The following is a 23,222-nucleotide window of genomic DNA, read 5'->3' on the forward strand; positions in this document are numbered from 1 at the left end:
GACCCTCGCGGCCGGCCGCTCCGGACCGCGAGGAAGGGTCCCCGACACGTCGGTCTCTGCCCACACTGCGTGGGCAGAGACCGACATCCCCCGGAACAGGTCGGCCGGGAGAGGAACCCGATCCCGGCGCCCGGCGGGTCAGCGGCCGGACGGCTCCAGGACGGCGACCTCGTCGGCGAACTCCAGCGGGGCGGCGGTGCGCCGCTGCAGCTCCTCGCGGGTGAGCCCGGTGACCATCTCGCGCACGAGCAGCCCGCTCGGGGTGACGTCGATGACGGCGAGCTCGGTGAAGACGCGGTCGACCACGCGCGCGGCGGTCAGCGGGTAGGTGCACTCCGGGAGCAGCTTGGGCCGGCCGTCGGGGGTCGTGTGCATCATCAGCACGAGCACCCGCTTGGCGCCGACCGCCAGGTCCATCGCGCCGCCGACCGCGGGGGGCAGGTGCGCGTCGTCGGTCGCCCAGTTGGCCAGGTCTCCCTGCGCGGAGACCTGGAAGGCGCCCAGCACGGTGACGTCGATGTGGCCGCCGCGCATCATCATGAACGAGTCGGTGTGGTGGAAGTACGAGCCGCCGGTGACCAGGGTGACCGGCACCTTGCCCGCGTTGATCAGCTCCCAGTCCTCCTCGCCGGGCGCCGGGGCGGGGCCCATGCCGAGGATGCCGTTCTCGCTGTGGAAGACGACCTCCTTGCCATCGGACACGACGTCGCCGACGAGTGTGGGCATGCCGATCCCCAGGTTCACGTAGGAGCCGTCGGGGATCTCCTGGGCCACGCGGGCGGCCATGTCGGTCTGCGACAGCGGGACGGTGGTCATGCGCCCACCTCGACGACCCGGTCGACGAAGATGCCGGGGGTCACGACCGCCTCGGGGTCCAGGTAGCCGAGCTCGACGAACTCCCGCACCTGGACGACGGTCAGCTCTGCGGCGGTGGCCATGGTGGGCCCGAAGTTCCGCGCCGCCTTGTTGTAGACGAGGTTGCCCCACCGGTCCGCGCGCAGGGCCTTGACCAGGGCGACGTCCCCGCGCAGGGGCTCCTCGAAGACGTGCTGACGTCCACCGATCATGCGCAACTCCTTGCCGCGAGCCAGCAGTGAGTCGGCGCCGGCCGGCGTGAAGAAGCCGCCCAGCCCCGCCCCCGCGGCCCGCATCCGCTCGCTGAGGGTGCCCTGCGGCACCAGCTCGAGGTCGATGTCGCCGGCCCGGTAGAACTCCTCGAACCAGATCGACCCGGCCGACCGCGGGTACGAGCAGATGATCTTGCGCACCCGCCGTTCCCGGATGAGCGCGGCGACGTCGGTCTCCCCGCTGCCGGCGTTGTTGGTGACGATCGTGAGGTCCCGGGCCCCCTGCTCGAGGAGGGCGTGCACGAGCTCGACGGGCACGCCCGCCGCACCGAACCCGCCGACGAGGACGGTCGCGCCGTCCTGGACGCCCGCGACCGCGTCGGCGAGCGACGCCACCCGCTTGTCGATCACTTTCCCCCCGATGCGTAGGCCGGTGCGTGGTGAGCGGGTGCTGGCGGCACTACCCGCTGGGTTCGGTCAGGAACGGTCAGGCCCCGGCCCCCCGCCGTGTGCCGTCGAGCCGGTCGAACCCGTCGAGCCGGTGCCCTCCCGCGGGGCTCCGGTCGTGGCGCCCTCCGTGTCGTCGGTGTTCTCGAGGCCAGGCGTGCCCTCGGGCTCGGCGGTGGTCCCGGTCGCCGCCAGGTCCTCCTCGCCGGGGACGCTCGGCCGGCTGCGGTTCCGCCGACGACGGATGCCCTGGACGGTGCTCCAGATGATCACCAGGGCCATCACTGCGAAGAGCGTCCCGGACATGGGACGGGTGAAGAACGTGGAGAACTCGCCGCCCGAGATCAGCATCGACCGGCGGAAGTTCGACTCGAGGATCGCGCCCAGGACGAAGGCCAGGACCAGCGGGCCGGGCTCGAACCCGGTCTTCTTCATCAGCCAGCCGATGATCCCGAAGATCAGGACGATCCACATGTCGAAGGGGTCGTTGTTGACCGAGAAGACGCCGGCCATCGTCACCAGCAGGGCGAACGCGGCAAGGATGCCCGCGCGCACTCGCAGCAGCTGGACGAAGAAACCGACGAGCGGGACGTTGAGGATGAGCAGCATCAGGTTGCCGATGGCCATCGACGCGATGACGCCCCAGAAGATCTCGGGCTGCTGCTCGATCAGCTGCGGGCCCGGCGTGATGCCCTGGATCAGCAGCGCGCCGAAGATCAGCGCCAGCACCACGTTGGGCGGGATCCCGAGGGTGAGCAGGGGGATGAACGCCGAGGTGGAGGAGGCGTTGTTCGCCGTCTCCGGCCCGGCGACGCCTTCGATGGCGCCCTTGCCGAAGCGGGTCGGGTCCTTGGCCCTCCGCTTCTCCATCGCGTAGGAGGCGAGCGAGGAGATGACGCCACCACCGCCGGGCAGCACCCCGATGAAGAACCCGATGACCGAACCTCGCGCGATCGCGCCGGAGGAGTCCTTGAAGTCCTTGCGGGTCGGCCAGATGTTCTTGACCTTGCTCTTGATCGCCTGCGCCTTCTCGGTCTTCTCGACGTTGTAGAGGATCTCGCCGACGCCGAAGAGCCCCATCGCCACCGCGACGAAGTCGAACCCGTCGAACAGCGAGATCGACCCGAAGGTGAAGCGGCCGGTCCCGGTGATCAGGTCCTGCCCGACCGTGGCCAGCAGCAGGCCGAGGGCGGCCATGGACAGGCTCTTCACCGGGTGCCGGGTGCCCAGGTACGTGACGAGCAGGATGCCCAGCGCGGTGAGGGCCACGTACTCCTGGGACCCGAACTGGACCGCCAGGTCGGCCAGCGGCGGCGCGAGCAGGACCAGCCCGACCACGGAGATCGTGCCGCCGATCCAGGAGCCGACCGCGGCGATGCCCAGGGCCGGGCCGGCGCGGCCCTGCTTGGCCATCTGGTAGCCGTCGAAGGTGGTGACCACCGAGGCGGCCTCGCCCGGCAGCTGCAGCAGCACCGAGGTGATGGTGCCGCCGTACATCGACCCGTAGTAGATGCCCGCGAGCAGGATGACTGCGGTGACCGGCTCGATCTCGTAGGTGATCGGCAGCAGGAGCGCGATGGTCGCCGTCGGCCCGAGACCCGGCAGCACGCCGATGACCGTGCCGATGAGCACGCCGATGAAGACGTAGAGGAGGTTCGTCGGGTCCAGCGCGACCGAGAACCCCTGGCCGAGACCTTCGAGGATGCCCATGGCTCAGCTCCCGGCCGGTGCGAAGAGGATGCCGTCGGGGAACGGTACGGCCAGCGCCTCGACGAAGACGAGGTGGAACGCCAGCGCACCGAGGACGGCGAGGGGCACGGCCAGGCGCCACGGCTCTCGCGCGAAGATCCGCAGCCAGAACAGCAGCATCAGCACCGCCGAGACCAGGAAGCCGATCGTCTGGAAGAGGACGATGAAGACCGCGAGGCTCACCAGCCCCAAGGCGATCCCGAGGGTGCCGCGGGTCCACGGCTCGTAGTCCTCGGGGTCGTCGATGAAGAGCAGCACCACCCCCGTCGCGGTGAGCACGAGCGACACGATGAAGGGCCACAGGCCGGGACCGGGGGCGCCCAGCTCACCGAGACCCAGCCCACGGGCGCCCAGCATCGCGGCCACACCGAGGGCCACCAGGATCAGCGGCGCGAGCCGGTGCAACTGCTTCGTCATCAGATCTCCGGGGGAAACGGGCGGACGGCACCAGGCGTGCAGCCGCGGGGACCGGCGCGGTGCCGGTCCCCGCAGCTGCGGGGATCACTCCTGCAGGATGGGTCCGTAGGCCTCGACGATCTCGTCGATCCGCGTGGCGAAGTCGTCGCTGCCGATGAACTCGTCGGGAACGTACTGCTCGCCCAGCTGCTGCCGCACCTCGTCCTTCTGGAGGCAGGTGTCCACCGTCTCCTCGAGCGTGGTGACGACGTCGTCCGGGACCCCCGCCGGGGCGGCCAGGCCGAAGACCGAGACGCTGTTGGTCAGCTCCTCGAAGCCGGACTCGGCCAGGGTCGGCGCCTCGATGTAGTCGACCGGCTCCGGCGGGCTGACCGCGAGCGGGACGAAGCTGCCGGCCTCGATGTTCTCCAGCACGTCCTGCGAGCTGTTGATGAAGATGGCGTCGACGTTGCCGCCGAGGATCGCCGTCGTCATCTCGGCGTTGCCCGTGAACGGCACCGCGGTGACCTCGACGCCGTACTCCTCTGCCAGGCGGCGCAGCTCCATCGCCTGCGACGTCGTGGTGCCGGGGACGCCGACGTTGAGCTCGCCCGGGTTCTCCTCCGCGTAGGTGAAGAACTCCTCGGCGGTCGAGAACTGGGAGTCCGCCCCCACGATGAGCGCCGAGGGGATCTCGGTGACCGCGGCGATCGGGACGTAGTCCTCGTTGGTGTAGCCGACGTCGTCCTGCAGCGGGTTGGTGGCCGAGGCCGGCACGGCGATCAGGGACAGCGTGTACCCGTCGTTCCCGCCGGCGAGCATCGCCTGCATGCCGACCGAGCCGGAGGCGCCCTCGCGGTTCTCCACGATGACGGTCTGGCCCAGCTCCTCCTCGATGCAGCTGCCGATGGTGCGCGCCGCCAGGTCGGTCGGGCCACCCGCGGCGTAGGGGACGATCAGGTTGATGCTCTCGGTGGGGTAGTCCGAGGCCGCGGCATCGCCGCCACCGCCGCCGGTGGCGGCCTCCTCACCACCGTCGTCGCCGCCGCAGGCGGCGAGGGTGAGCACGGACGCGGCGATGAGCGCGGGGAAGGTCGAGCGGGTACGGCGCATGGGTTCCTCCGGTGGTCGGGGGCGGGTCGTACGGGGATCGGGTCAGCCGAGGATCGGTTCGTAGACCTCCTGGGTGCGGTCGAGGACCGCGGCGAGCTCCTCGGCGCCGGCGAACTCCTCGAGGACGTACTCCTCGCCGAGCGTCTGCTGCACCTCGGGCTTCTCCAGGCAGGTCTGCAGGGTGTCCTCCAGCGTCGAGACGACGTCGTCGGGCAGCCCCGCCGGGCCGGCGAGGCCGAAGGTCGACCCGGACAGGGTCAGGCCGTCGTAGCCGAGCTCGGTGAAGGTCGGGGTGTCGGGCAGCCAGGACAGCCGCTCCTCGGGCGAGGCCACGAGCGGGACGAACGCGCCGGACTCGATGTTCTGCACGACGTCGCTCGAGGCGTTGATGAGCACGGCGTCGACGTTCCCGCCGAGCAGGGCGGTGGTCATCTCGGCGTTGCCGTTGAAGGGCACCGCGGTCACCTGCACGCCGTGCTCCTCGGCCAGCCGCTGCAGCTCGATCGCCTGGGGCGTGGAGGCTCCGGGGGTGCCGACGGTGACGGTGCCCGGCTGGGCCTCGACGGCGGCGAAGAAGTCCTCCGCGGAGGCGTACGGCGAGTTCTCCCCCACGGCCAGGACCGACGGCACCTCGGTCATGACGCCGACCGGGGTGATGTCGTCCTTGGTGTAGCCCACCTCGTTGGCCAGCGGCGTCAGCACCATGGTGCCGGCGGTGACCAGCGACAGGGTGTACCCGTCGGGCTCGGCGGCGATGAGCTCGGTCGTCGCCAGGGCACCGGAGCCACCGGGCAGGTTCTCGACCACCACGGTCTGCCCGAGCTCCTCCTCGATGCAGGCGCCGACGGTGCGGGTGGTCAGGTCGGTCGGCCCGCCCGCGCCGTAGGGCACGATCATGCGGATCGACTCGGTCGGGTAGGACGAGGCGGCGTCACCGCCACCGGTGCCGCTGTCGGCCGCGGTGCCACCTCCGCCGTCGTCCCCGCCGCACGCGGAGACCAGTCCGATCAAGGCCACGCCTGCGAGGCCTGCCGAGATGCGCATGCTTCCTCCCCCATCGGTCGTCGTCGACCGCTCGCCACCGCCGGATGCCTCCGGTCGGTGGTGTGGATCACCTGGATACAAGCACAGGGTCCGCGCACGCACGGCCCCGGGAGGCAACGATCCGGACTCGGTCAGCCCACGGAGAGCACGACGTCGATCACGTGCGGTCCGGGTTCGGTGACCGCGCGCCGGAACTGCTCGACGAACTCCTCCGCGGTCGTCGCCCGGCTGCCGGGAACGCCCATCCCGGCAGCGAGCGCGACGAAGTCGAGGTCCGGCCGGTTCAGCTCCAGCAGGTCCCTGGACCGCGGCCCGGAGGCCTCCGCCCCGACGTTGCGGAGCTCGCCCTCGAGGATGCGGTAGGAGCGGTTGCTGAAGACGACCGTGGTGACGTCGAGCTGCTCGCGCGCCTGGGTCCACAGCGCCGAGATCGTGTACATCGCGCTGCCGTCGCCCTCCAGGTTGACCACCCGCCGCCCCGGGCAGGCGACCGCTGCGCCGGTGGCGACCGGGAGCCCCTGGCCGATCGCACCGCCGGTGAGGGTCAGCCAGTCGTGGCGTGGCGCGCCCGCGGTCGGGACGGGCATCTGCCGGGTGGAGGTGACCCCCTCGTCCACGACGACCGCCCCCTCGGGGAGCAGGGCGCCCAGCGCCGCGCCGACGGCGTCCGGGGTCAGCGCGCCGGTCGGCAGGTCGGGCCGCCGGAGGGGCTGGAGGTCGGGCTCGACGTCCGGGCCCACGAGGTCGGCGAGCCGGGCGAGCGCCCCGACGACGTCGTCCCCGCCGTCGCCGAGCACGTGGACCTCGCAGCCCTCGGGGACCAGGCTGCTGGGCCGGTCGGGGTAGGCGAAGAACTCCACCGGCGGCCGTGCGCCGACGCAGACGAGGTGGCGGACGCCGGCCAGCCGGGCGGCGACCTGCTGGCCCGCCCGGGGCAGGCGCTCGACGGCCGGCAGGCCGGCCCCGCGCTCCAGCCGCGCCGGGAAGGTCTCGCAGAACAGCCGCGCCCCGGCCGCCTGTGCGACGCGGCTCGCCGCGAGCAGCCCGGGTTCCCTCGTCGCCGCGCCGCCCACGAGGAGCGCGCATGGCTCGCCGGAGGTCAGCAGCGCGGCGACCTGCGCGACCGCGTCGTCGGCCACGGTCGCCGGCCGGCCGGCCGGCCGGGGAGCCGCCGTCGCCGCTCCCTCGGACCAGGAGACGTCGGCGGGCAGGATCAGCGTGGCGATGCCGGTGGGCGCGGTGCAGGCCGCGGCGATCGCCTCGGCCGCGTCCCCCGCCACGTCGGCGGAGCTCCCCGAGCGGCGCACCCAGCGGGACACCGTGCCGGCGAGCGCGTCGATGTCGCTGTCCAGCGGGGAGTCGTACTGCTTGTGGTACCCGGCGTGGTCACCGACGACGGTCACCATCGGGGTCGCGGCGCGGCGGGCGTTGTGCAGGTTGGCCAGCCCGTTGGCCAGCCCCGGGCCGAGGTGCAGCAGGACGCCGGCCGGCCGGCCGGTCATCCGGCCGTAGCCGTCGGCGGCCCCGGTCGCCACCCCCTCGAACAGGCAGAGCACGCCGCGCATCTCGGGGACGGCGTCGAGCGCCGCGACGAAGTGCATCTCGGAGGTGCCCGGGTTGCCGAAGCAGACGTCGACGCCGCCGTCGACGAGCGTCCGGATGAGGGCCTGCGCGCCGTTCACGCCGCACCCCCCGCTCGCTCGGAGCCTGCGTGGCGGCGATCACCCTGGGCACCCATGGAGGGCACCGTACGCAGCACCCCCCGCACGCCGGCGGGTGGGTTCAGCGACGGGTGCGGGTGGCGGCCGAGACCCGGGCGAGAGCGTCGGTGACGACGTCGGCGTCGGTGCCGAGCAGCGTCAGCAGGTGGGCGACGAGCTCGTCGTGCGTGGTGCAGGCCGCCGTCACCCGCGCCCGGCCGGCGGGGGTCAGCCGGGCGTGCAGCAGGCGCCGGTCGCCGTCGACCCGCTCCCGCACGACCAGCCCCTGGGCGACCAGGCGGTTGATCGTGCTGGTGACGCCCGGCCGGGAGAGGCCGACGGCTTCGGCCACCTCTCCCATCGAGGCCCGTTCCCCCGGTGACTCCGCGATGCGCCGCAGCGCCTCGAAGCCGGTGAGGGAGAGGTCGTGGTGGCGGTGGAGCGCGGAGTCGACCCGCCGGGTGATGTGGTCGTGCACCTGCACGATCCGCAACCAGGTCTCGGCGGGACGGGGGGCGGCTCCGGGAAGAGCGGCGGCGTCCCGGGGGACCCCGCGCGCGAGCGCGTCCTCGGACAGTGGCACGCGGTCAGGGTCCCCTGAACGGGCGACGGCGAAACCGACTCAGGCGGCGGAGGCGGATCCGACGGCGCGTCGGCCGGCGTGCTGCCGGCCGGCGACCGAGACGAGCCCGCCGGCGGTCGTGACGAGCGCCAGCGCGGCGATCGCCAGCGAGGCCAGCGAGACGACACCACGGGCGGGCGGCTCCTCCTCGACGGAGGCCGCCACCTGCAGCGCGACACCGGCGCTGACCGCGGAGTCGGCCCCGACCAGGTCGAGCGTGGCGGCACCCGCGGCGACCCCCTCGGGGATGCGGACGTCGACGCGGAAGGCCCCGCTGGGGTCCGCGGTCACGGTGGCCAGCACGGTCCCGCTGCCGTGGAGCAGCACGTCCACCCGCTCGCCGGGGATGAAGCCGGCGCCGCGCAGGACCACCGTGCCGCCCGGCTGCACGGGGGAACCCCCGCCCCGGGAGCCGGCCGGGACGAGCGCGCCCGCCTCCTCGGAGGTGCGGGGATGCCCGCCGGTCGTGGCCTCCGGGCTGGTCGGCGTCCCGGTGCCACCGGGGGTCGTCGGTGCGGGCGCCGTCGTGCCGGCGGAGGAGCCCGGGTCGGTGGGCTCCACCCCGGCGGTGGGCGGGGCCGGCGGAGGCGGCGGCGGGGACATGGCGACCTCGCAGTCCTCGACCGTGGGCCGGGTCAGCGTGTAGTCCGCCAGGTCGTCGACGAAGGTGTCCCCCGACCCGTCCTGGGCGGTGAACTCCAGCCGCGGGTCGATGGTCTCGCCCGGGGCGACGTCACCCGTCCGCAGCACCACGCTGCCGAGGGCCACGAGCACGGCCTCGTCCTCGCCCGAGGGCGTCCGCCCGGTGGCGAGCACGACGCTGTAGGGCACGGTGCCGGCGACGACCTCCACGACGATGCCGCCCGGTCGGCAGCTGGGGCCGTGGGTCACCCGCGCGTCGGGACGGGAGGGGTCGTCGAGGGCCTGCGCCGGGGCCGCACCGGCCACGGCGAGGCCGAGCAGGACGACGAGGAGGCCGGTCACCACACCGGCGGGGAGGGCACCGTGGCCCAACCGCGCCGACGTCGTCCACGTCGGCCCGGCGATCCGCCCGCAACCGCTGTTCAGCCCTGCTCCCCTTCCGATGCCCTCGAGTTCCAGGATGACGGAAGTGACGCTTCGTCGCTAGCCCGTTACGGGCGTGTCGCGCGTGTCGCGCGGTGTGTCGGCAGAAACCCGTCGATCACCCCACCAGGTGAACCCCCGGGGCCCCTGATGTCATCCCGCGCTACCCCGCATCCGGCGATCGCACGCGTGTCCTGGCCGGCCACCCGCCCCTGCCGCAGCACCCGTGAGCAGGGTCACTACGGTGGCCGGGTGACCGAAGCGGGCGCCGGCCGACGGCGGCAGAACGAGGTGTACCGGGCCGGCGTGTACGGCCGCTCCCCCCGGGTGCCGGTCGGCGTCCGGCGGCTGCAGGAGCGCGCCAAGCGGGCGCTCGACGCCCGGGCCTACGCCTACGTCGCGGGTGGAGCCGGCGACGAGGTGACCCAGCGCGCCAACCGCGCCGCCTTCGACCGCTGGGCCGTGGTCCCGCGGGTGCTGCGCGACGCCAGCGTGCGGGACACCTCCGTGGAGCTCTTCGGGCGCCGGCTGCCCGCCCCGCTGCTGCTGGGGCCGGTCGGGGCGCTGGAGCTGGTGCACCCGGAGGCCGACCTCGCCGTCGCCCGCGCCGCCGCGGCCACCGGCGTCCCGATGGTCTTCTCCAACCAGGGCTCGCGCCCCATGGAGGAGTGCGCCGCGGCGATGGACGGTTCCCCGCGGTGGTTCCAGCTGTACTGGTCGACCTCCGACGAGCTCGTGGAGAGCCTCGTCCACCGCGCAGAGAAGGCCGGCTGCGAGGCGCTGGTGGTCACCCTCGACACCACGATGCTGGGTTGGCGCCCGCGGGACCTGGACCTCGGCCACCTGCCGTTCGCCCTCGGCAAGGGGATCGCGCAGTACACCTCCGACCCGGTGTTCCGCCGCCTCGTCGAGGAGCGGGCCGCCGCGGCCGGCCCGCGGGAGCCCCAGCCGAGGCCCACCCCGGCCGCCGTGCGTGCGCTGGTCACGATGGCCCGCGCCTGGCCGGGGCCGTTCCGCGAGAACCTGCGCTCACCGCTCCCCCGCGCCGCCGTCGAGACGTTCCTGGCGATCTACTCGCGGCCCTCCATCAGCTGGGCCGACCTCGCGTGGCTGCGCGCCCGCACGGAGGTGCCCATCCTGCTCAAGGGCGTCCTGCACCCCGACGACGCGCGCCGCGCGCTGGACGAGGGCATGGACGGCGTCGTCGTCAGCACCCACGGCGGGCGGCAGGTCGACCGGTCGATCGCCGCGCTGGACGCGCTGCCCGACGTCGTCGCGGCCGTGGGCGACCGGGCGCCGGTGCTGCTCGACAGCGGCATCCGCAGCGGCGCCGACGTCTTCACCGCCGTCGCCCTGGGGGCCCGTGCGGTGCTGCTCGGCCGGCCCTTCGCCTGGGGGCTCGCGCTGGCGGGCGAGGCGGGGGTGCGCCAGGTGGTCGAGGACGTCGTCGGGGAGTTCGACCTGACGCTGGGCCTGACCGGGCACACCGCCGTCGACCAGCTCGGCCCGGAGGTCCTGCGCCGCGTCGGCTGACCGACCCGGACGGATCGGTACCGCGGGTTGACGACGCCTGTGGCCTGGGTCACAGTAGGGGCGGGCGGGGGAAGCCGGGAAACAGTGGCTACCCACTGCTGGGTAGACCGACCAACGCGGCCAGACCGCCAGGACCGGCCCCCCGCCCCTCACCCTCTCGCCCCACCCGCTCTCACTGCACCGCGTCCGGCGGCGTCGTCGGCTCGGCGGGCGGCTCTGCCGGTGGCCGGGGCGGCTCCGGCTCGCCCGGCGGGGGCGGCGGCGGTTCCGGCGCGGGCGGCGGCGGGGGCTCCGGCGCGGGCGGCGGCGGCGGCTCCGGCGCAGGCGGGGGCTCCGGCGCAGGCGGCGGCGGCTCCGGCGCGGGCGGCGGGGGCTCCGGCGCAGGCGGGGGCGGCGGAGGCGGCGGCGGGGGTTCCGGCGCAGGCGGGGGCGGCGGCGGCGGAGGCGGCGGCGGCGGCGGAGGCGGAGGCGGCGGCGGCGGCGGCGGGTTCCAGCGGGCGCCGTTGCTGACCAGGACCGTCACGGCCTGGGTCCGGTCCAGGATCGCCCCGGGCCCGGGGTCGACGCGGACGACGACGCCCGGCGGGCGGGCGCTGTCGACGGGCACGACGCTCGCCGTCAGGTCCCGTGAGCCCAGCAGGCCGCGACAGCGGTCGGCGGACCGGCCGACGCACCCACCCGGCACCGTCTCCCGGGTGCCCTGCACGTAGAACGGGTCGGCCGGCGGGAACGGCACCGGTTCCCGCGCGCTGAGGATCGGCTGCATGGCGTCGTGCCAGATCTGCGCGGGGACACCCCCGCCGAAGCCGCCGACGTCCTCGTTGCGCACCGGGTTGTAGACCATCACGCTCGCCGCGACCTGCGGGGTGTAGCCGACGAAGGTGACGGAGAAGTTGTCCTGCGTGGTGCCGGTCTTGCCGGCGATCTGGTGGCCGGGGACGTAGGCCCGGCGGCCGGTCTGGCCGGGGAAACCCGGCTCGACGTCCTTGCGGAGGGCCTGGTTGAGCGTGTGCGCGAGTCCGGGGGCCACCACCTCCGCCTCGCACCGCGGGCCGCCGAGCGGCTGCCCGTCCTCGCCGAGCAGCGGCTGGCCGTCGCGGTCGAGCACCCGGCTGATCGGCGTCGGGGCGCAGCGGGTACCGCCGGCGGCCAGGGTCGCGTAGGCGTTCGCCAGGTGCAGGGGGCTGGTGGCCTCGGCGCCGAAGGTGAACGAGCCGCGGTTCTCGGCGATGACCTGGTCGGCGACCGGGTCGAGGGAGGCCAACCCCAGCCGCTGCGCCATGCGCACCGGCGCCTCGACGCTGCCCAGTTGGTCCTCCAGCGCGAGGAAGTAGGTGTTGGAGGACATGTACAGCGCCTGCTCCATGTCCAGCTGCTGCCGGTAGCGCCCGGCGTTCCGGACCTCGTAGGGTCCGTCGCCGTCGCGGTACACCGTCGACACGTACGGGTCCGGCGTGGTGATCACGTGGTCCAGCCCGAAGCCCTGCTCGAGCGCGGCGGCCGCGGTGAACACCTTGTAGGTCGACCCGGTGCCCTGACCGGCCACCACGTTGAGGTTGACCGTCGTCTTCGCCGGGTCACCCTCGGCGGCGCCGAAGAGCCGGTTGACCGCCATGGCGAGGACCCGGCCGGTCCCCGGCTCCACCGCGGTGTAGATGCCGGCGCGCGAGTCCTCCCTCGCCAGGGCGTTCAGGACGGCGGCGTCGCCCGCCCGCTGCATCGCCGGGTCCAGGGTCGTCTCGACGGTGAGGCCGCCGGTCTCGATCCGCTCGCGCGAGATGCCGAGGACGCCGGTCAGGTAGTCCATGGCGTAGTCGCAGAAGAACGCCCCGAGCCGCACCTCGCGGCAGCCGCGCGGGTCCCCTGGTCCGGGTGCCAGGACGACGGGGCCGCTGCGGGCCTCGGCGACTGCAGCGGGATCCGCCAGGCCGAGCTCCTCCATCCGCGCGAGGACGACGTCGCGGCGCTCGGTGGCCCGCTCGGGGGCGACGAAGGGGTCGTACTGGGCGGGGCTCTGCACCAGGCCGGCGAGCGTGGCCGCCTGCGCGAGGGTCAGCGCGTCCGGCGTCACCCCGAAGTAGGTCTCGGCCGCGGCAGCGATGCCGTAGGCGCCGGCACCGAAGTAGACCCGGTTGAGGTAGCGGGTGAGGATCTCGTCCTTCGTGTACTCCTGCTCCAGCGCCAGGGCGAGCTGGGCCTCCCGCAGCTTGCGGCCGATGCTCTCGTCGGTCGCGGCCTGCCGGGCTTCGGGGTCGGTCGCCGTCTGGACCCGGATCTGCTTGACCAGCTGCTGGGTCAGGGTCGAGCCGCCCTCGACCACCTCGCCGGCGCTGAGGTTCCGCAGCAGCGCGCGGGCCAGGCCCTTCCCGTCGACGCCGTTGTGCGAGTAGAACCGGCTGTCCTCGATCGCCACCAGCGCGTCCTTCATCACCGGGGCGATCGCCTCGCTGGGGACGACCGTGCGGTTGCGCCGGTAGAACTCGGCGATGAGGGAGCCGTCGGCGGCCAGCACCCGGGTGTTGCTCGGCGGCGTGCGGTCGAGGAGCTCGTCCCCGACCGGCCGCATCAGCTCGGCGCCCGCGCGCGTGGCCATGGTGGCGCCGCCCACCAACGGGAGGGCGAACCCGGCGAGCAGCGCCCCGGCCAGCACGACCGCCAGCGCGAGCTTCAGCAGTGCGCTCGACCGCCGGCGACGCCGCACCGGCGCCTCCTCCACCCCGGGCAGGGGCAAGCCGTCTTTGACGGGACGGGGCGACACGGAACTCCTCGGCGCAGGGGGCAGCGGCGGCTCCCACGCGGAGCGGGACCACGTCCCTCGGTACCCCGCGATCGGCGCGGTGCCAGCTGGCGGACCGATCTGTCACACGATCGCAAAGAGCCTCCGCCACGCGTCCGGGCACGGCTCCGGCTCAGTCGGTGGAGAGCACGAGGGGCTCGTCCACCACCTCGCGGCGGGGCACCGGCACCGCCGCGGGCACCACCCGCACCGGTTCACGGTGGCCCGACGGCAGCCAGCCCAGCCAGCGCGGCAGGTACCAGTTGCGCTCCCCCAGCAGCTGCATCACCGCGGGCAGCAGCAGCGCCCGGACGACGGTGGCGTCCAGCAGGACGGCGACCGCCAGCCCGAGCCCGATCTGCTTCATGCTCGTCATCGACAGCGTCACGAAGGTCAGGAAGACGAAGACCATGATCACCGCGGCGCTGGTGACCACCCCCGCCGACGAGGTGATCCCCTGCGCGACGGCGTCCTTCGTGGCCAGCCCGCGGTCCCGGGCCTCGCGGATCCGGCTGAGGATGAAGACGTGGTAGTCCATCGACAGGCCGAAGAGGATCACGAACAGGAACAGCGGGATCCAGTTCACGATCGCCCCGGTCCGGTCCAGGTCGACGAGGTCCGCGCCCACGCCCTCCTCGAACACCAGCACCATCACGCCGTAGGCGGCGGCCACGCTGAGCAGGTTGAGCACGATGGCGGTGATCGCGACGGTGACCGAGCGGAACGAGACCAGCAGCAGGAGGAAGGCCAGCACCAGGACGAAGCCGAACACCCACGGGGTGCGCTCGGCCATCAGCTCGTCGAACGCCACGGAGTAGGCCGTGCCGCCGGTGACCACCGCGGTGACGCCGTCCACCGCACCGACGGTCGCCGGCACGACCTCGTCGGCGAGGGTCGCGAGGGCCTCGCGCGAGGCCTGCTCCTCGCCGTCCCCGACCAGCGGCACCCCGACGACGGCGACGGTGCCCGCGTCGTTGGTCTCCACGTTGATCGGCTCGTTCATCTGCCCGCTGGCCAGGGCGCGCTCGCGTAGCTCGGCGATGGCGGCCTGCACCGGCGGGGCGGTGACGTCGGGCGCCTCGACCACCACCTCGGCGGGGGCGGGACCGCCGGGGAACGCCTCGGTGATCCGGTTGTAGGTCTGGATGACCGCGAGGTCCTGCGGCAGGTCCTGGACGCCCTCGGCGCGCAGGTCCATCGACAAGGCCGGGACGGCGAGGCCGATCAGCGCGCCGCCGGCCAGGAGCGCGGCGACGAGCGGACGGCGCAGCACCGCGCCGAGGACCACGGGCCAGAACCGCCCCGTCCGGTCGGCGGTGCGGCGGCGCACGAACGGCAGCCGACCCTTCTCGACCCGGTCGCCGAGCCAGGCCATCATCGCCGGCAGCACCGTCAGCGAGCCGAGCACCGAGCACGCGACGACCAGGATCGTGGCCGAGGCGACGCCGGTGAAGACCGAGAAGCCGGTGAGGAACATGCCGGCCATCGCCACCATGACGGTGATGCCGGAGATGAGCACCGAGTGCCCGGAGGTGGCGGCGGCGACGTCCAGGGCGTCGACGGGGCCCGCGCCCTTCGCCCGCTCCTCGCGCTCCCGCTTGAGGTAGAAGAGCGAGTAGTCGACGCCGACGGCCAGGCCGATGAGCAGCATGACGATGGACGCGGTCTGGTCGACGTGCCAGATCTGGCTGGTGAGGCTCAGCAGGCCGAGCGCGCCCACGAAGGCGGTCAGCGCGAAGACCAGCGGGAGGACGGCGGCGACGAGCGCGCCGAAGGTCAGCAGCAGCACGGCGAGCGTGATCGGGATGGAGAGCAGCTCGGCCCGCTGGAAGTCCGCGTCGAGGGTCTCGGACAGGGCGACGTCGGCGCTGGTGCCGCCGAACTGCTCCACTCGGACGCCGTCGTGCTCGGCCGCCACCGCGGCGACCGCGGCCTGCACGGGGGCGATCTGCACGGCGGCGGCGTCCGGGGTCCCGGCGAGGTCGAAGGTGACCAGCGCGGAGCGGCTGTCGGCGGAGACCAGCGGGGCGCCGTCGAGCGGGCTGACCAGGTTCGTCACCTCCGGGGTGGCGCGCAGCTCGTCGACGAGGTCGGTGAGCGCGGCGGTGGCGGCGGCCTCGGGCACGTCGGCGTCGCGCTGCACCAGCACCATCTCCGACGCCGGCTCCTCCCAGCCGTTGGCGTCGAGGATCTGCTGCGCCCGGGCGGGCGCGCCGATCGCCTGCTCGGCCGAGGTCAGCTGCGCCTGGGGCACGACCGCCCCGACGGCGACGGCGGCCAGCACGAAGGCCAGCCAGCCGAACACCGCCGTCTTCCGGTGGCGAGCGCTCCACCGGCCGACCCTGCCCGCGATGTTGCGGGATCCATCCATCGTCGTCTCCTGTCGCGTGCGGGTGCCCGCAGGTCGATCCGCCGGCGGGGGCGCGCGCGCCCATCCCGTCAGCTGGTCGGTCGGGGGTCGGGGCGGCCCGACCATGGGGGCGCGTCCCGTCGGCGGAGAGACTTCCGGAGGAGCCGTGGCCGAACATCAGGGAAACCCCTGAGCCCGTCCCTGATCTTGGTCGAGACCCGGCCAGGGTCCGCGCCGGGGGTCCGGCGTGACTCCTCACCCGTGGGCGGGCAGCCCGGCGATGCGGTCGGGAACCGCGGTCGCCCAACCATGCGCACTCGTGGGGCATCAGCGGCCGATGGCCCCGAGCCAGCAGCACTCGACCGAGCCGAGCGGTGGTGCGATCCCGCGGGTGGGTCGCTCAGCGGCGCAGCGCCGGACCGGTCGTCGTGTCAGTCGTGGTCGGCGATCAGCCGGCCGGCCGGTGGAGCTGGTTCAGCGATGCGACCGACTCCAGGGTGGGGCCGAACCCGATCGGCGCGTGCTGCAGGTAGTGCGTCCGCGCGGTGCCGGCCGCCGAGTAGATGCCCTGCTTGATGTAGACCGACTGGTCGACGTACAGGTTGGCGACCTTCTCCGACAGCACCTTCTCCCCCTGGTGCCAGACCTCGATCAGCCCCGTCGTGGGGTCCGGGGACCACACGAAGCGGACCGTGAGGTCGTTCCAGGCACCCTTGTCGATCGCGCCCAGGTCGAAGGTCTCGACGTACTGCGCGTCACCGGCGACCCGGCCGCCGGCACCGCCGCGGACGTCGACCATGAGGTGCTCGTCGACGTCGGACCAGAAGTGGACGTTCGGGTTGCCCGAGTTCACCGTCTGGTGCCACTGGGTGAAGATGAGGAACTGGCCGCGCTCGTCCCAGTCGTGGTCCGCCGGGAAGAACGTCGACCAGGCCCAGTACTGCTCGTCGCCGGGACGCACGTCGCCGGAGTCGGCGATCGAGTCGCGCACCTCGGATCGCAGGGTGCCGCTGGTGCCGTTCCAGCCGGTGTCCCCGGGGTGGACCGTGAAGAAGGCCGTCCGGGAGCTGCCGGGGTACGGGTTCTCCGTGGTGAGGCCCTGGGTGTCGGACCGCAGGGAGTGGACCTCGTCCCACGGGTCCGGGAGCAGGCCCGTGGACGCCTCGTAGCCCCAGACCCGGGTGGGCAGGGAGGGGGACTGCTCGGGCTCCGTCGCCGGCGGCGTCGGCGGCTCGGTGGGAGTCGGCTCGGTGGGAGTCGGCTCGGTGGGAGTCGGCTCCGTGGGAGTCGGCTCGGTGGGAGTCGGCTCGGTGGGAGTCGTCGTCGGCTCGGTGGGAGTCGTCGTCGGCTCCGTCGGCGGGGTCGTCGGCTCGGCGGGGAGCGTGGCCGGCGTCGACGGCTGGCCACCCGGGAAGACCTGCACCGGCTCGGTGCGAGCGCCCTGCGTCTTGGCGGAGTCGCGGGCCACGACGACGAACGAGTAGGCCGGGGTCGACAACGGCAGGCGCGGCGAGGTCCACGACGTGCCGGTCGTGGAGCCGACCAGGCGCCCGGCGTCGCTCCGTGTGACGTCGATGACGACGTAGTCGCGGGCTCCGGCCACGCCCGACCAGTCGAGCACCGCCCGCTGGGCGACGACGTCACCGGTGAGGTCGGCGGGCGCGGGGAGCACGGTGGCGACCTGGGTCTGCGATGCCGTGGGGCGCGGTGCCGCGAGAGCGGCGCCGGCGAACCCGGTGCCACCGATCACGGTCATGGCGGCCAGGACGGCCAGGGTGCGCTTGTTCACGACGTCGGTCCTCACATCCGGTCGAGCACGGCGGGTGCGACCCGCACCGGCCCGGCGCGGCGAGCCGGAGCGGGGGGCGCCGTGACGATCCCACACGCAGAGTAGTGAAGCAACTACTCAGTGCGGCGTCAGGTGCGTGGCGTCGCGTCGCACGGCCGGGTGCTCGTCGCCGCGGGCGTCCGCGCCCGCGAGCGCACGGTCGTGCGACCTCGTGACGATCAGCGCGCGATGGGCCCGAGCTCGCCCCAGCGGCCGAGGACGCAGCCGGAGCCGCCCCGGACCAGGGCCGGCGGGCCGGCCGCCGCGCGCCGCGCCTCGGAGCCGCGGCCGCCCGCGGACGAGGCGGCAGGGCGTGGCATACGAAGCGGCCCCGCACTTCCGTCGAAGTGCGGGGCCGCTCGGTGTCTCAACCAGACGTGCACCCGAAGGGATTCGAACCCCTAACCTTCTGATCCGTAGTCAGATGCTCTATCCGTTGAGCTACGGGTGCGTGTGTTCAGTTGTCGTGCGCGGAGGCTCCGGGATTTGAACCCGGGATGGGGATTAACCCAAACCGCATTAGCAGTGCGGCGCCATAGACCGGACTAGGCGAAGCCTCCCGGGGCTCGAGTCGCCTCGGAACCACCGAGGAAAGAGACTACCAGCGCCCCGCGGCCGGTTGTCCCGGGGGTCGGGGCGTCCCGTCCGCCGACCGACGAGTGCAGCCACTCGGGCCGGCGCGATCAGGCGGCGACCGGCTCCCGACGGACGGCGGCGGCGCGCGGCCCACGCCCGGGCACGAGGGTGACGGCGACGGCCGCGGCCGCTCCCGCGCACGCCAGCACGAGCGCACCGGACACCCCGGCGGAGGTCTCGATCAGCGCACCACCGAGAGCCGCGCCCACGGCCGAGGCCCCGACGGTGATCGTGGACAGCCAGGTGAACGCCTCGGTGGTGGCGTGCACGGGGGCGAGCGAGCCGACCAGAGAGTTCTGCACGGTCAGGGTGGGCGCGATCGCCGTCCCCCCGAGGAACAGCAGCACGCCGAGCGCCCACGGGCTCGAGACCCAGGCCAGCGGGGCGAGGCCGATGGTCACACCGAAGAGCAGCCAGCGGTACTGCCGCGGCAAGGAGGCGCTCATCACCCGCGCACCGAACCAGAGGCCGCCGGCGACCGAGCCGAGCGCCCACACGGCCAGCAGCACCCCGGACATCCCGGGCGTGCCGATGGAGTCGGCGAAGGCAGGGATGGCGACCTCCAGCGCGCCGAAGCCGAGCATCAGGCCCGACCCGCTGGCGAGCACGCGCGGCATGCCCGGGGCGAGCACGGTGGAGAAGAGGCTCGCCGACGGCGCCACCTCCGGCACCCACGAGCGAGCGGCCCCGGCGACACCGACGGCTCCCACGACGGCGAGCGCGCCGGCCACCCCGACCGCCCAGGACGGCGCGGCCAGCACCGCCAGCGTGGCGACGAGGGCGGGGCCCACCACGAAGACCAGCTCGGTGGCGGTGGCGTCGAGGGCATACGCGGTGGACCGGCGCTGGGGGTCGGTGCGCGACCACAGGGCGCGGACGGTCCCCGACACCAGCGGCGTGGTGGCGCCGGCCAGGGCCGAGGCGGCGACCACGGCGAGGTCGGACGCGCCGCCGAGGGTCACCGCCACCAGCAGCGCGAGCAGCAGCGGGTAGAGCGCCGCCTGGGTCAGCAGGATCCGGCGCGGCCCCCGCCGGTCGGCCAGCCGGCCGAGGACCGGGGCCATGATCGCCGAGGCGATGCCGAGCGTGGCCGCCGCGAGGCCGGCGATCGCGTACGAGCCGGTCTGCTGCTGCACCATGAGCAGGAGCGCCAACGGCACCATGGCCGACGGCAGACGACCGGCGAAGCCGCCGAGGAGGAGCACCGGGGCGGAGGGAAGCCGCCAGACGGCGAGGTAGGCACGCACGCTTGCACTCGTTTCACACTGCAGGGAATCGGAACAGTAGGCGGTCAAAGACCGTTGACCGCCTACGCAGTCCCGAGACTAGGGACGAAACGGTAGGGAGTCAATTGGACTACGACACCTACGGGTCGACCGCGGTCGAGCTGGCCATCGATCTGGCCAACGCCGACCTCGAGCCCGACGACGGTGTGGCGCTGTTCCTGGCGTCCCACGGCGAGTGGTTCACGGCCGGGACGTCGCTGGACCTCAGCTCCTCCGACGTCGAGAAGGCCGCCGTCACCGCGCGGCTGGTGCGCGCCGTCGCGCTGGCCGAGTCGCAGGCCGACGTCCTCACCCGGCTCAACGAGCTGCTCGCGCTGGCCCGCCCCCGGCCCTACGCCACCGACCACGACGGCGAGCTGCACCTGCACTACGCCCGCCCCGACGCCCCCGCCCTCGAGCAGCTGACGACGACGGTCGCGATGGGGCTCTCGCAGGTGGTCGTGCAGCACGGCTGGCAGCGCCTGGGCGTGTGCTCGGCCGAAGGTTGCGACGACGTCTACGTCGACACCTCGCGGAACGCCAGCCGCCGCTACTGCTCCAACACCTGCGCGAGCCGGTCGACCGTCGCCGCCTACCGCGCCCGCCAGAAGAGCTGACCCCGCCATGATCAGGGAACCTGATCATGGCGTGTCCTCCCTCAGCGCCCACCGTGAGGGAGGACGCTCGACGATCAGGTGAGCTGATCGTGGCCGGGGTGGTTAGCGTCCGGGCGTGCGCTTCCCTCGCGACCTCGACGCGCGGCTGCACGCCTGGATCGGCGAGCTGCCCACCACCCCGGCCGACCGGTGGCTGCGCCGGCTCTCGACCGCCGCCGACCACGGGAAGCTCTGGCTGCTGATCGCGCTGGCCCTGGGCGGACGGCGTGGTCGGCTGCGCCGGGGCGCACTGCACGGCACCGCCGCGATGGCGCTCACCAGCGCGCTGGTCAACGCCGTCCTCAAACCGCTCTTCGGCCGGGTCCGCCCCGACCTGGAGAACCTGCGCACCGAGCGCCGGCTGCGCCGCGAGCCCGGGAGCCTGTCCTTCCCCAGCGGGCACTCGGGCTCGGCCGCCGCGTTCGTCACCGGCATGGCGCTGGAGTCGCCTGCCGCCGGCGCCGCGCTCGCCCCGCTGGCCTTGGGCATCGGCTACTCGCGGGTGCACGTCGGCGTGCACTACCCCGGCGACGTGCTGGCCGGGCTGGCGGTGGGCGGCGCGGTGGCCGCGTCGGCGCGGCGCCTCCGTGACCTCAGGCCGGAGTGAGGAACCGGTCGAACAGGAAGCCGGTGGCCTGCGCCTGCAGGTACTTCTCCCCGACGTCGATCGCCCAGTCCTGCGCCGTCCAGGTGCGGGGCGCGTAGACGCCGAGCGCGGTGGCCAGCGCGACGTCGGCGGGGTAGACCACCGCGAAGACGGCGTTGACGGCCTTCTGGCCACGGAGGCCGCACCGGGCGGCGACCGCGTGCGCGGTGCCCCACATGCCGCCGAGGGAGAAGTGGGAGGCGTAGTTGAGGGCGGTGCGCCCCGACTGCGTCGACGGGTGCACCGGCAGCACCCGCTCGGCCATCTGCGCGGGCGCGAAGCTTGCCGACCGCCCGGTGAGCGGCATCTCGACGAGCTTCTGGAACGCGGTCATCACGACGGTGCCGGCGACGCCGGCGAGGACGCCGCGGCCGAGCAGGGAGGAGAGACCGGAGGAGGACATCGCCCGGGCCTACCCGGCGCGCCGCGCGGGACACCTGACCCTCGGGCGCCCGCCGCCGGCCCCGCCCGTGCGACCCCGGTGATTGCCGGGTGGATCTTCGGGGCAGTGCACCGTGCGACTGCCCCCAGACCCTCCGAGGAAAGAGGTTCCCCATGCTGGTTCGCCGGATCGCGCGGCCCCTGCTCGCCACCCCCTTCATCTACGGAGGCATCAGCACCCTGCGCAAGCCGCAGGACCGCGTGGCGGGGGCGCGCCCGGTGGTCGAGAAGATCGCCGAGACCGCCGACAAGCAGCTGCCGGTGCAGCTGCCCCGGGACGTCGAGCAGTGGGTGAAGGCCGACGCGGCGATCAAGGTCGCCGCCGGCACGCTGTTCGCGCTGAACAAGTTCCCGCGGCTGACGGCCATCGTCCTGTCGGCCTCGATCGTGCCCACCACGCTGGCCGGGCACCGTTTCTGGGAGCACGACGACCCGACGGAGCAGTTCGGGCAGATCTCGAACTTCGTCAAGAACACCGGCCTCTTCGGCGGCCTGCTGCTGGCCGCCGTCGACACCGAGGGCAAGCCGTCGGTGGGCTACCGCACGCGCCGGGCCGCGAAGCGTGCCGCCGACGTCACGGAGAAGAACTACGAGAAGGCCACCAAGCGCGCGATGAAGGCGCAGAAGAAGGCCACCCGCACGGCGGGCAAGAAGGCCGGCAAGAAGACCGGCAAGGGAGCCCTGAAGGTGTTCAGCTGAGCACCCCGCTCCCACCCGCGGCCGCGCTCCGGAGGATCGCCTTCCTCCTGGAGCGCGGCCGCGAGGCCAGCTACCGCGTGGCCGCCTACCGGACGGCCGCGGCGATCGTCGACGCCCTGGACGACGCCGAGCTGGACCGCCGCATCCGCACGAACACGCTGAAGGACCTCAAGGGCATCGGCCCGAAGACGGCGACGGCGATCGCGCAGGCCCACCGCGGCCAGGTACCCGAGGCGCTGGCGTCGCTGGAGGAGGCGTACGCCGGTGAGCTGCCGGCCGCCGAGGAGGTCGCCGCCTTCCGCGCCGCGCTCCGGGGCGACCTGCACGCCCACTCCGACTGGTCCGACGGCGGCAGCCCGATCCGGGAGATGGCCGAGGCCGCGATGGCGCTCGGTCACGAGTACCTGGCGCTCACCGACCACTCCCCCCGTCTCACGGTGGCCAACGGCCTGAGCCCCGAGCGGCTGGAGCAGCAGCTCGACGTCGTCGCCGCGCTCAACGAGGAGCTGGCGCCGTTCCGGATCCTCACCGGCATCGAGTGCGACATCAACGTCGACGGCAGCCTGGACCAGACCGACGAGCTGCTGGGCCGGGTCGACGTCGTCGTCGCGAGCGTCCACTCCGACCTGCGCGCCGACGCCCGGTCCATGACGGCGCGGATGCTCGCCGCCGTCGCCAACCCGCACACCGACGTCCTGGGACACTGCACCGGGCGGCTGGTCATCGGGCGCCGGCAGCGCAACGGCACGCAGAAGCCGCGGCCGGAGAGCCGGTTCGACGCCGAGGCGGTGTTCTCGGCCTGCGTCCAGCACGGCACGGCGGTGGAGATCAACAGCCGCCCCGAACGGCTGGACCCGCCCCGGCGGTTGCTCACGCTGGCGGTGGAGCTCGGCTGCGAGTTCGCCGTCGACACCGACGCGCACGCGCCCGGCCAGCTGGACTGGCAGTCCAACGGCTGCGAGCGGGCGGTCGAGTGCGGCGTCCCGGTGGACCGCGTGATCAACACACGCACCGCCGACGACCTGCTCGCCTGGACCGCGGGCTGACGGCTCGCTCCCCGCAGCGTCCGCCTCGATCACGCGCGGCGGCAGACCGGATCCGAGGGGTCGGGATGGCTCGTTCCGCACGCGACGACGGGGCCCGGGGCGCCCCGAGGAGGCGGCAGGCGACCGACGAGCGGCCCGCGCGC

19 protein-coding genes and 2 tRNA genes are annotated in these 23,222 nt (G+C 73.8%); 5 read left to right on the forward strand and 16 right to left on the reverse strand.

Features of this window, described 5'->3' with window-relative positions; genetic code table 11:
- Positions 1-138: 138 nt before the first annotated feature.
- From ACI794_RS14110 to ACI794_RS14150, 9 genes are all read right to left on the reverse strand, one after another.
- On the reverse strand, positions 139-816 hold the full coding sequence (locus ACI794_RS14110) for a 3-oxoacid CoA-transferase subunit B (protein WP_456602924.1): 678 nt from the start codon (positions 814-816) through the stop codon (positions 139-141).
- Complete coding sequence (locus ACI794_RS14115) at positions 813-1,478, reverse strand: 3-oxoacid CoA-transferase subunit A (RefSeq protein WP_456616666.1); 666 nt, start codon at positions 1,476-1,478, stop codon at positions 813-815. The genes ACI794_RS14110 and ACI794_RS14115 overlap by 4 nt, the downstream gene beginning before the upstream one ends.
- 66 nt (positions 1,479-1,544) lie before the next feature.
- On the reverse strand, positions 1,545-3,224 hold the full coding sequence (locus ACI794_RS14120; protein WP_456616667.1) for a tripartite tricarboxylate transporter permease: 1,680 nt from the start codon (positions 3,222-3,224) through the stop codon (positions 1,545-1,547).
- Positions 3,225-3,227: 3 nt separating this feature from the next.
- Positions 3,228-3,680, reverse strand: coding sequence for a tripartite tricarboxylate transporter TctB family protein (locus ACI794_RS14125; protein WP_456580138.1), 453 nt, complete (start codon positions 3,678-3,680; stop codon positions 3,228-3,230).
- Between the two features lie 84 nt (positions 3,681-3,764).
- Positions 3,765-4,772, reverse strand: coding sequence for a Bug family tripartite tricarboxylate transporter substrate binding protein (locus ACI794_RS14130; RefSeq protein WP_456602921.1), 1,008 nt, complete (start codon positions 4,770-4,772; stop codon positions 3,765-3,767).
- A 42-nt stretch (positions 4,773-4,814) separates the two neighbouring features.
- Complete coding sequence (locus ACI794_RS14135) at positions 4,815-5,816, reverse strand: tripartite tricarboxylate transporter substrate binding protein (protein WP_456602920.1); 1,002 nt, start codon at positions 5,814-5,816, stop codon at positions 4,815-4,817.
- Between the two features lie 131 nt (positions 5,817-5,947).
- Positions 5,948-7,498, reverse strand: a complete 1,551-nt coding sequence (locus ACI794_RS14140) for an acetolactate synthase large subunit (protein WP_456616668.1) — start codon at positions 7,496-7,498, stop codon at positions 5,948-5,950.
- 100 nt (positions 7,499-7,598) lie between these two features.
- Positions 7,599-8,099 (reverse strand): MarR family winged helix-turn-helix transcriptional regulator, encoded by a 501-nt coding sequence (locus ACI794_RS14145; RefSeq protein ID WP_456580134.1) that lies wholly within the window; start codon positions 8,097-8,099, stop codon positions 7,599-7,601.
- A gap of 39 nt (positions 8,100-8,138) precedes the next feature.
- Complete coding sequence (locus ACI794_RS14150; RefSeq protein WP_456602918.1) at positions 8,139-9,122, reverse strand: hypothetical protein; 984 nt, start codon at positions 9,120-9,122, stop codon at positions 8,139-8,141.
- A 333-nt stretch (positions 9,123-9,455) separates the two neighbouring features.
- Here ACI794_RS14150 and ACI794_RS14155 point away from each other — a divergent pair, with 333 nt between their 5' ends.
- Positions 9,456-10,736 carry an alpha-hydroxy-acid oxidizing protein gene (locus ACI794_RS14155; RefSeq protein WP_456616669.1) on the forward strand — a complete coding sequence of 427 codons (1,281 nt, stop codon included), beginning with the start codon at positions 9,456-9,458 and terminating at the stop codon, positions 10,734-10,736.
- Between the two features lie 172 nt (positions 10,737-10,908).
- On the opposite strand, the gene ACI794_RS14160 is transcribed toward ACI794_RS14155, so the two are convergent.
- The 6 genes from ACI794_RS14160 to ACI794_RS14185 all read right to left on the reverse strand — a co-directional run bounded on the left by ACI794_RS14160 (position 10,909) and on the right by ACI794_RS14185 (position 19,573).
- Entirely contained in the window at positions 10,909-13,494 is a 2,586-nt protein-coding gene (locus ACI794_RS14160; protein ID WP_456616670.1) for a transglycosylase domain-containing protein, read from the reverse strand.
- Between the two features lie 151 nt (positions 13,495-13,645).
- Complete coding sequence (locus tag ACI794_RS14165) at positions 13,646-15,883, reverse strand: MMPL family transporter (RefSeq protein WP_456616671.1); 2,238 nt, start codon at positions 15,881-15,883, stop codon at positions 13,646-13,648.
- 427 nt (positions 15,884-16,310) lie between these two features.
- On the reverse strand, positions 16,311-17,651 hold the full coding sequence (locus tag ACI794_RS14170) for a heparin lyase I family protein (protein WP_456616672.1): 1,341 nt from the start codon (positions 17,649-17,651) through the stop codon (positions 16,311-16,313).
- Between the two features lie 417 nt (positions 17,652-18,068).
- A tRNA-Arg gene (locus tag ACI794_RS14175) sits at positions 18,069-18,141 on the reverse strand.
- Positions 18,142-18,161: 20 nt separating this feature from the next.
- Positions 18,162-18,250: transfer RNA gene (locus tag ACI794_RS14180), tRNA-Ser, on the reverse strand.
- 123 nt (positions 18,251-18,373) lie between these two features.
- On the reverse strand, positions 18,374-19,573 hold the full coding sequence (locus ACI794_RS14185; protein WP_456602913.1) for an MFS transporter: 1,200 nt from the start codon (positions 19,571-19,573) through the stop codon (positions 18,374-18,376).
- Between the two features lie 104 nt (positions 19,574-19,677).
- On the opposite strand from ACI794_RS14185, the gene ACI794_RS14190 reads away from it, so the two are divergent.
- Positions 19,678-20,208 (forward strand): CGNR zinc finger domain-containing protein, encoded by a 531-nt coding sequence (locus ACI794_RS14190; RefSeq protein ID WP_456580128.1) that lies wholly within the window; start codon positions 19,678-19,680, stop codon positions 20,206-20,208.
- A gap of 115 nt (positions 20,209-20,323) precedes the next feature.
- Entirely contained in the window at positions 20,324-20,854 is a 531-nt protein-coding gene (locus ACI794_RS14195) for a phosphatase PAP2 family protein (RefSeq protein WP_456602912.1), read from the forward strand.
- Here ACI794_RS14195 and ACI794_RS14200 read toward each other — a convergent pair.
- Entirely contained in the window at positions 20,841-21,296 is a 456-nt protein-coding gene (locus ACI794_RS14200; RefSeq protein ID WP_456602911.1) for a hypothetical protein, read from the reverse strand. The two genes, ACI794_RS14195 and ACI794_RS14200, sit on opposite strands and share 14 nt — an antisense overlap.
- A gap of 152 nt (positions 21,297-21,448) precedes the next feature.
- Here ACI794_RS14200 and ACI794_RS14205 point away from each other — a divergent pair, with 152 nt between their 5' ends.
- Entirely contained in the window at positions 21,449-22,033 is a 585-nt protein-coding gene (locus tag ACI794_RS14205) for a DoxX family protein (RefSeq protein WP_456580124.1), read from the forward strand.
- A complete protein-coding gene (locus ACI794_RS14210) occupies positions 22,030-23,079 on the forward strand; it encodes a PHP domain-containing protein (protein ID WP_456602959.1) in 1,050 nt (349 codons plus the stop codon). Before ACI794_RS14205 ends, ACI794_RS14210 begins: the two co-directional genes overlap by 4 nt.
- Positions 23,080-23,222 lie beyond the last annotated feature (143 nt).

The organism is Blastococcus sp. SYSU DS0541, assembly GCF_054050875.1.

Coding starts and splice junctions, on each gene's coding strand:
- ACI794_RS14205 (WP_456580124.1), top strand. CDS start 21,449: ATGCTGGTTCGCCGGATCGCGCGGCCCCTGCTCGCCACCCCCTTCATC.
- ACI794_RS14165 (WP_456616671.1), bottom strand. CDS start 15,883: ATGGATGGATCCCGCAACATCGCGGGCAGGGTCGGCCGGTGGAGCGCT.
- ACI794_RS14130 (WP_456602921.1), bottom strand. CDS start 4,772: ATGCGCCGTACCCGCTCGACCTTCCCCGCGCTCATCGCCGCGTCCGTG.
- ACI794_RS14135 (WP_456602920.1), bottom strand. CDS start 5,816: ATGCGCATCTCGGCAGGCCTCGCAGGCGTGGCCTTGATCGGACTGGTC.
- ACI794_RS14125 (WP_456580138.1), bottom strand. CDS start 3,680: ATGACGAAGCAGTTGCACCGGCTCGCGCCGCTGATCCTGGTGGCCCTC.
- ACI794_RS14110 (WP_456602924.1), bottom strand. CDS start 816: ATGACCACCGTCCCGCTGTCGCAGACCGACATGGCCGCCCGCGTGGCC.
- ACI794_RS14120 (WP_456616667.1), bottom strand. CDS start 3,224: ATGGGCATCCTCGAAGGTCTCGGCCAGGGGTTCTCGGTCGCGCTGGAC.
- ACI794_RS14200 (WP_456602911.1), bottom strand. CDS start 21,296: ATGTCCTCCTCCGGTCTCTCCTCCCTGCTCGGCCGCGGCGTCCTCGCC.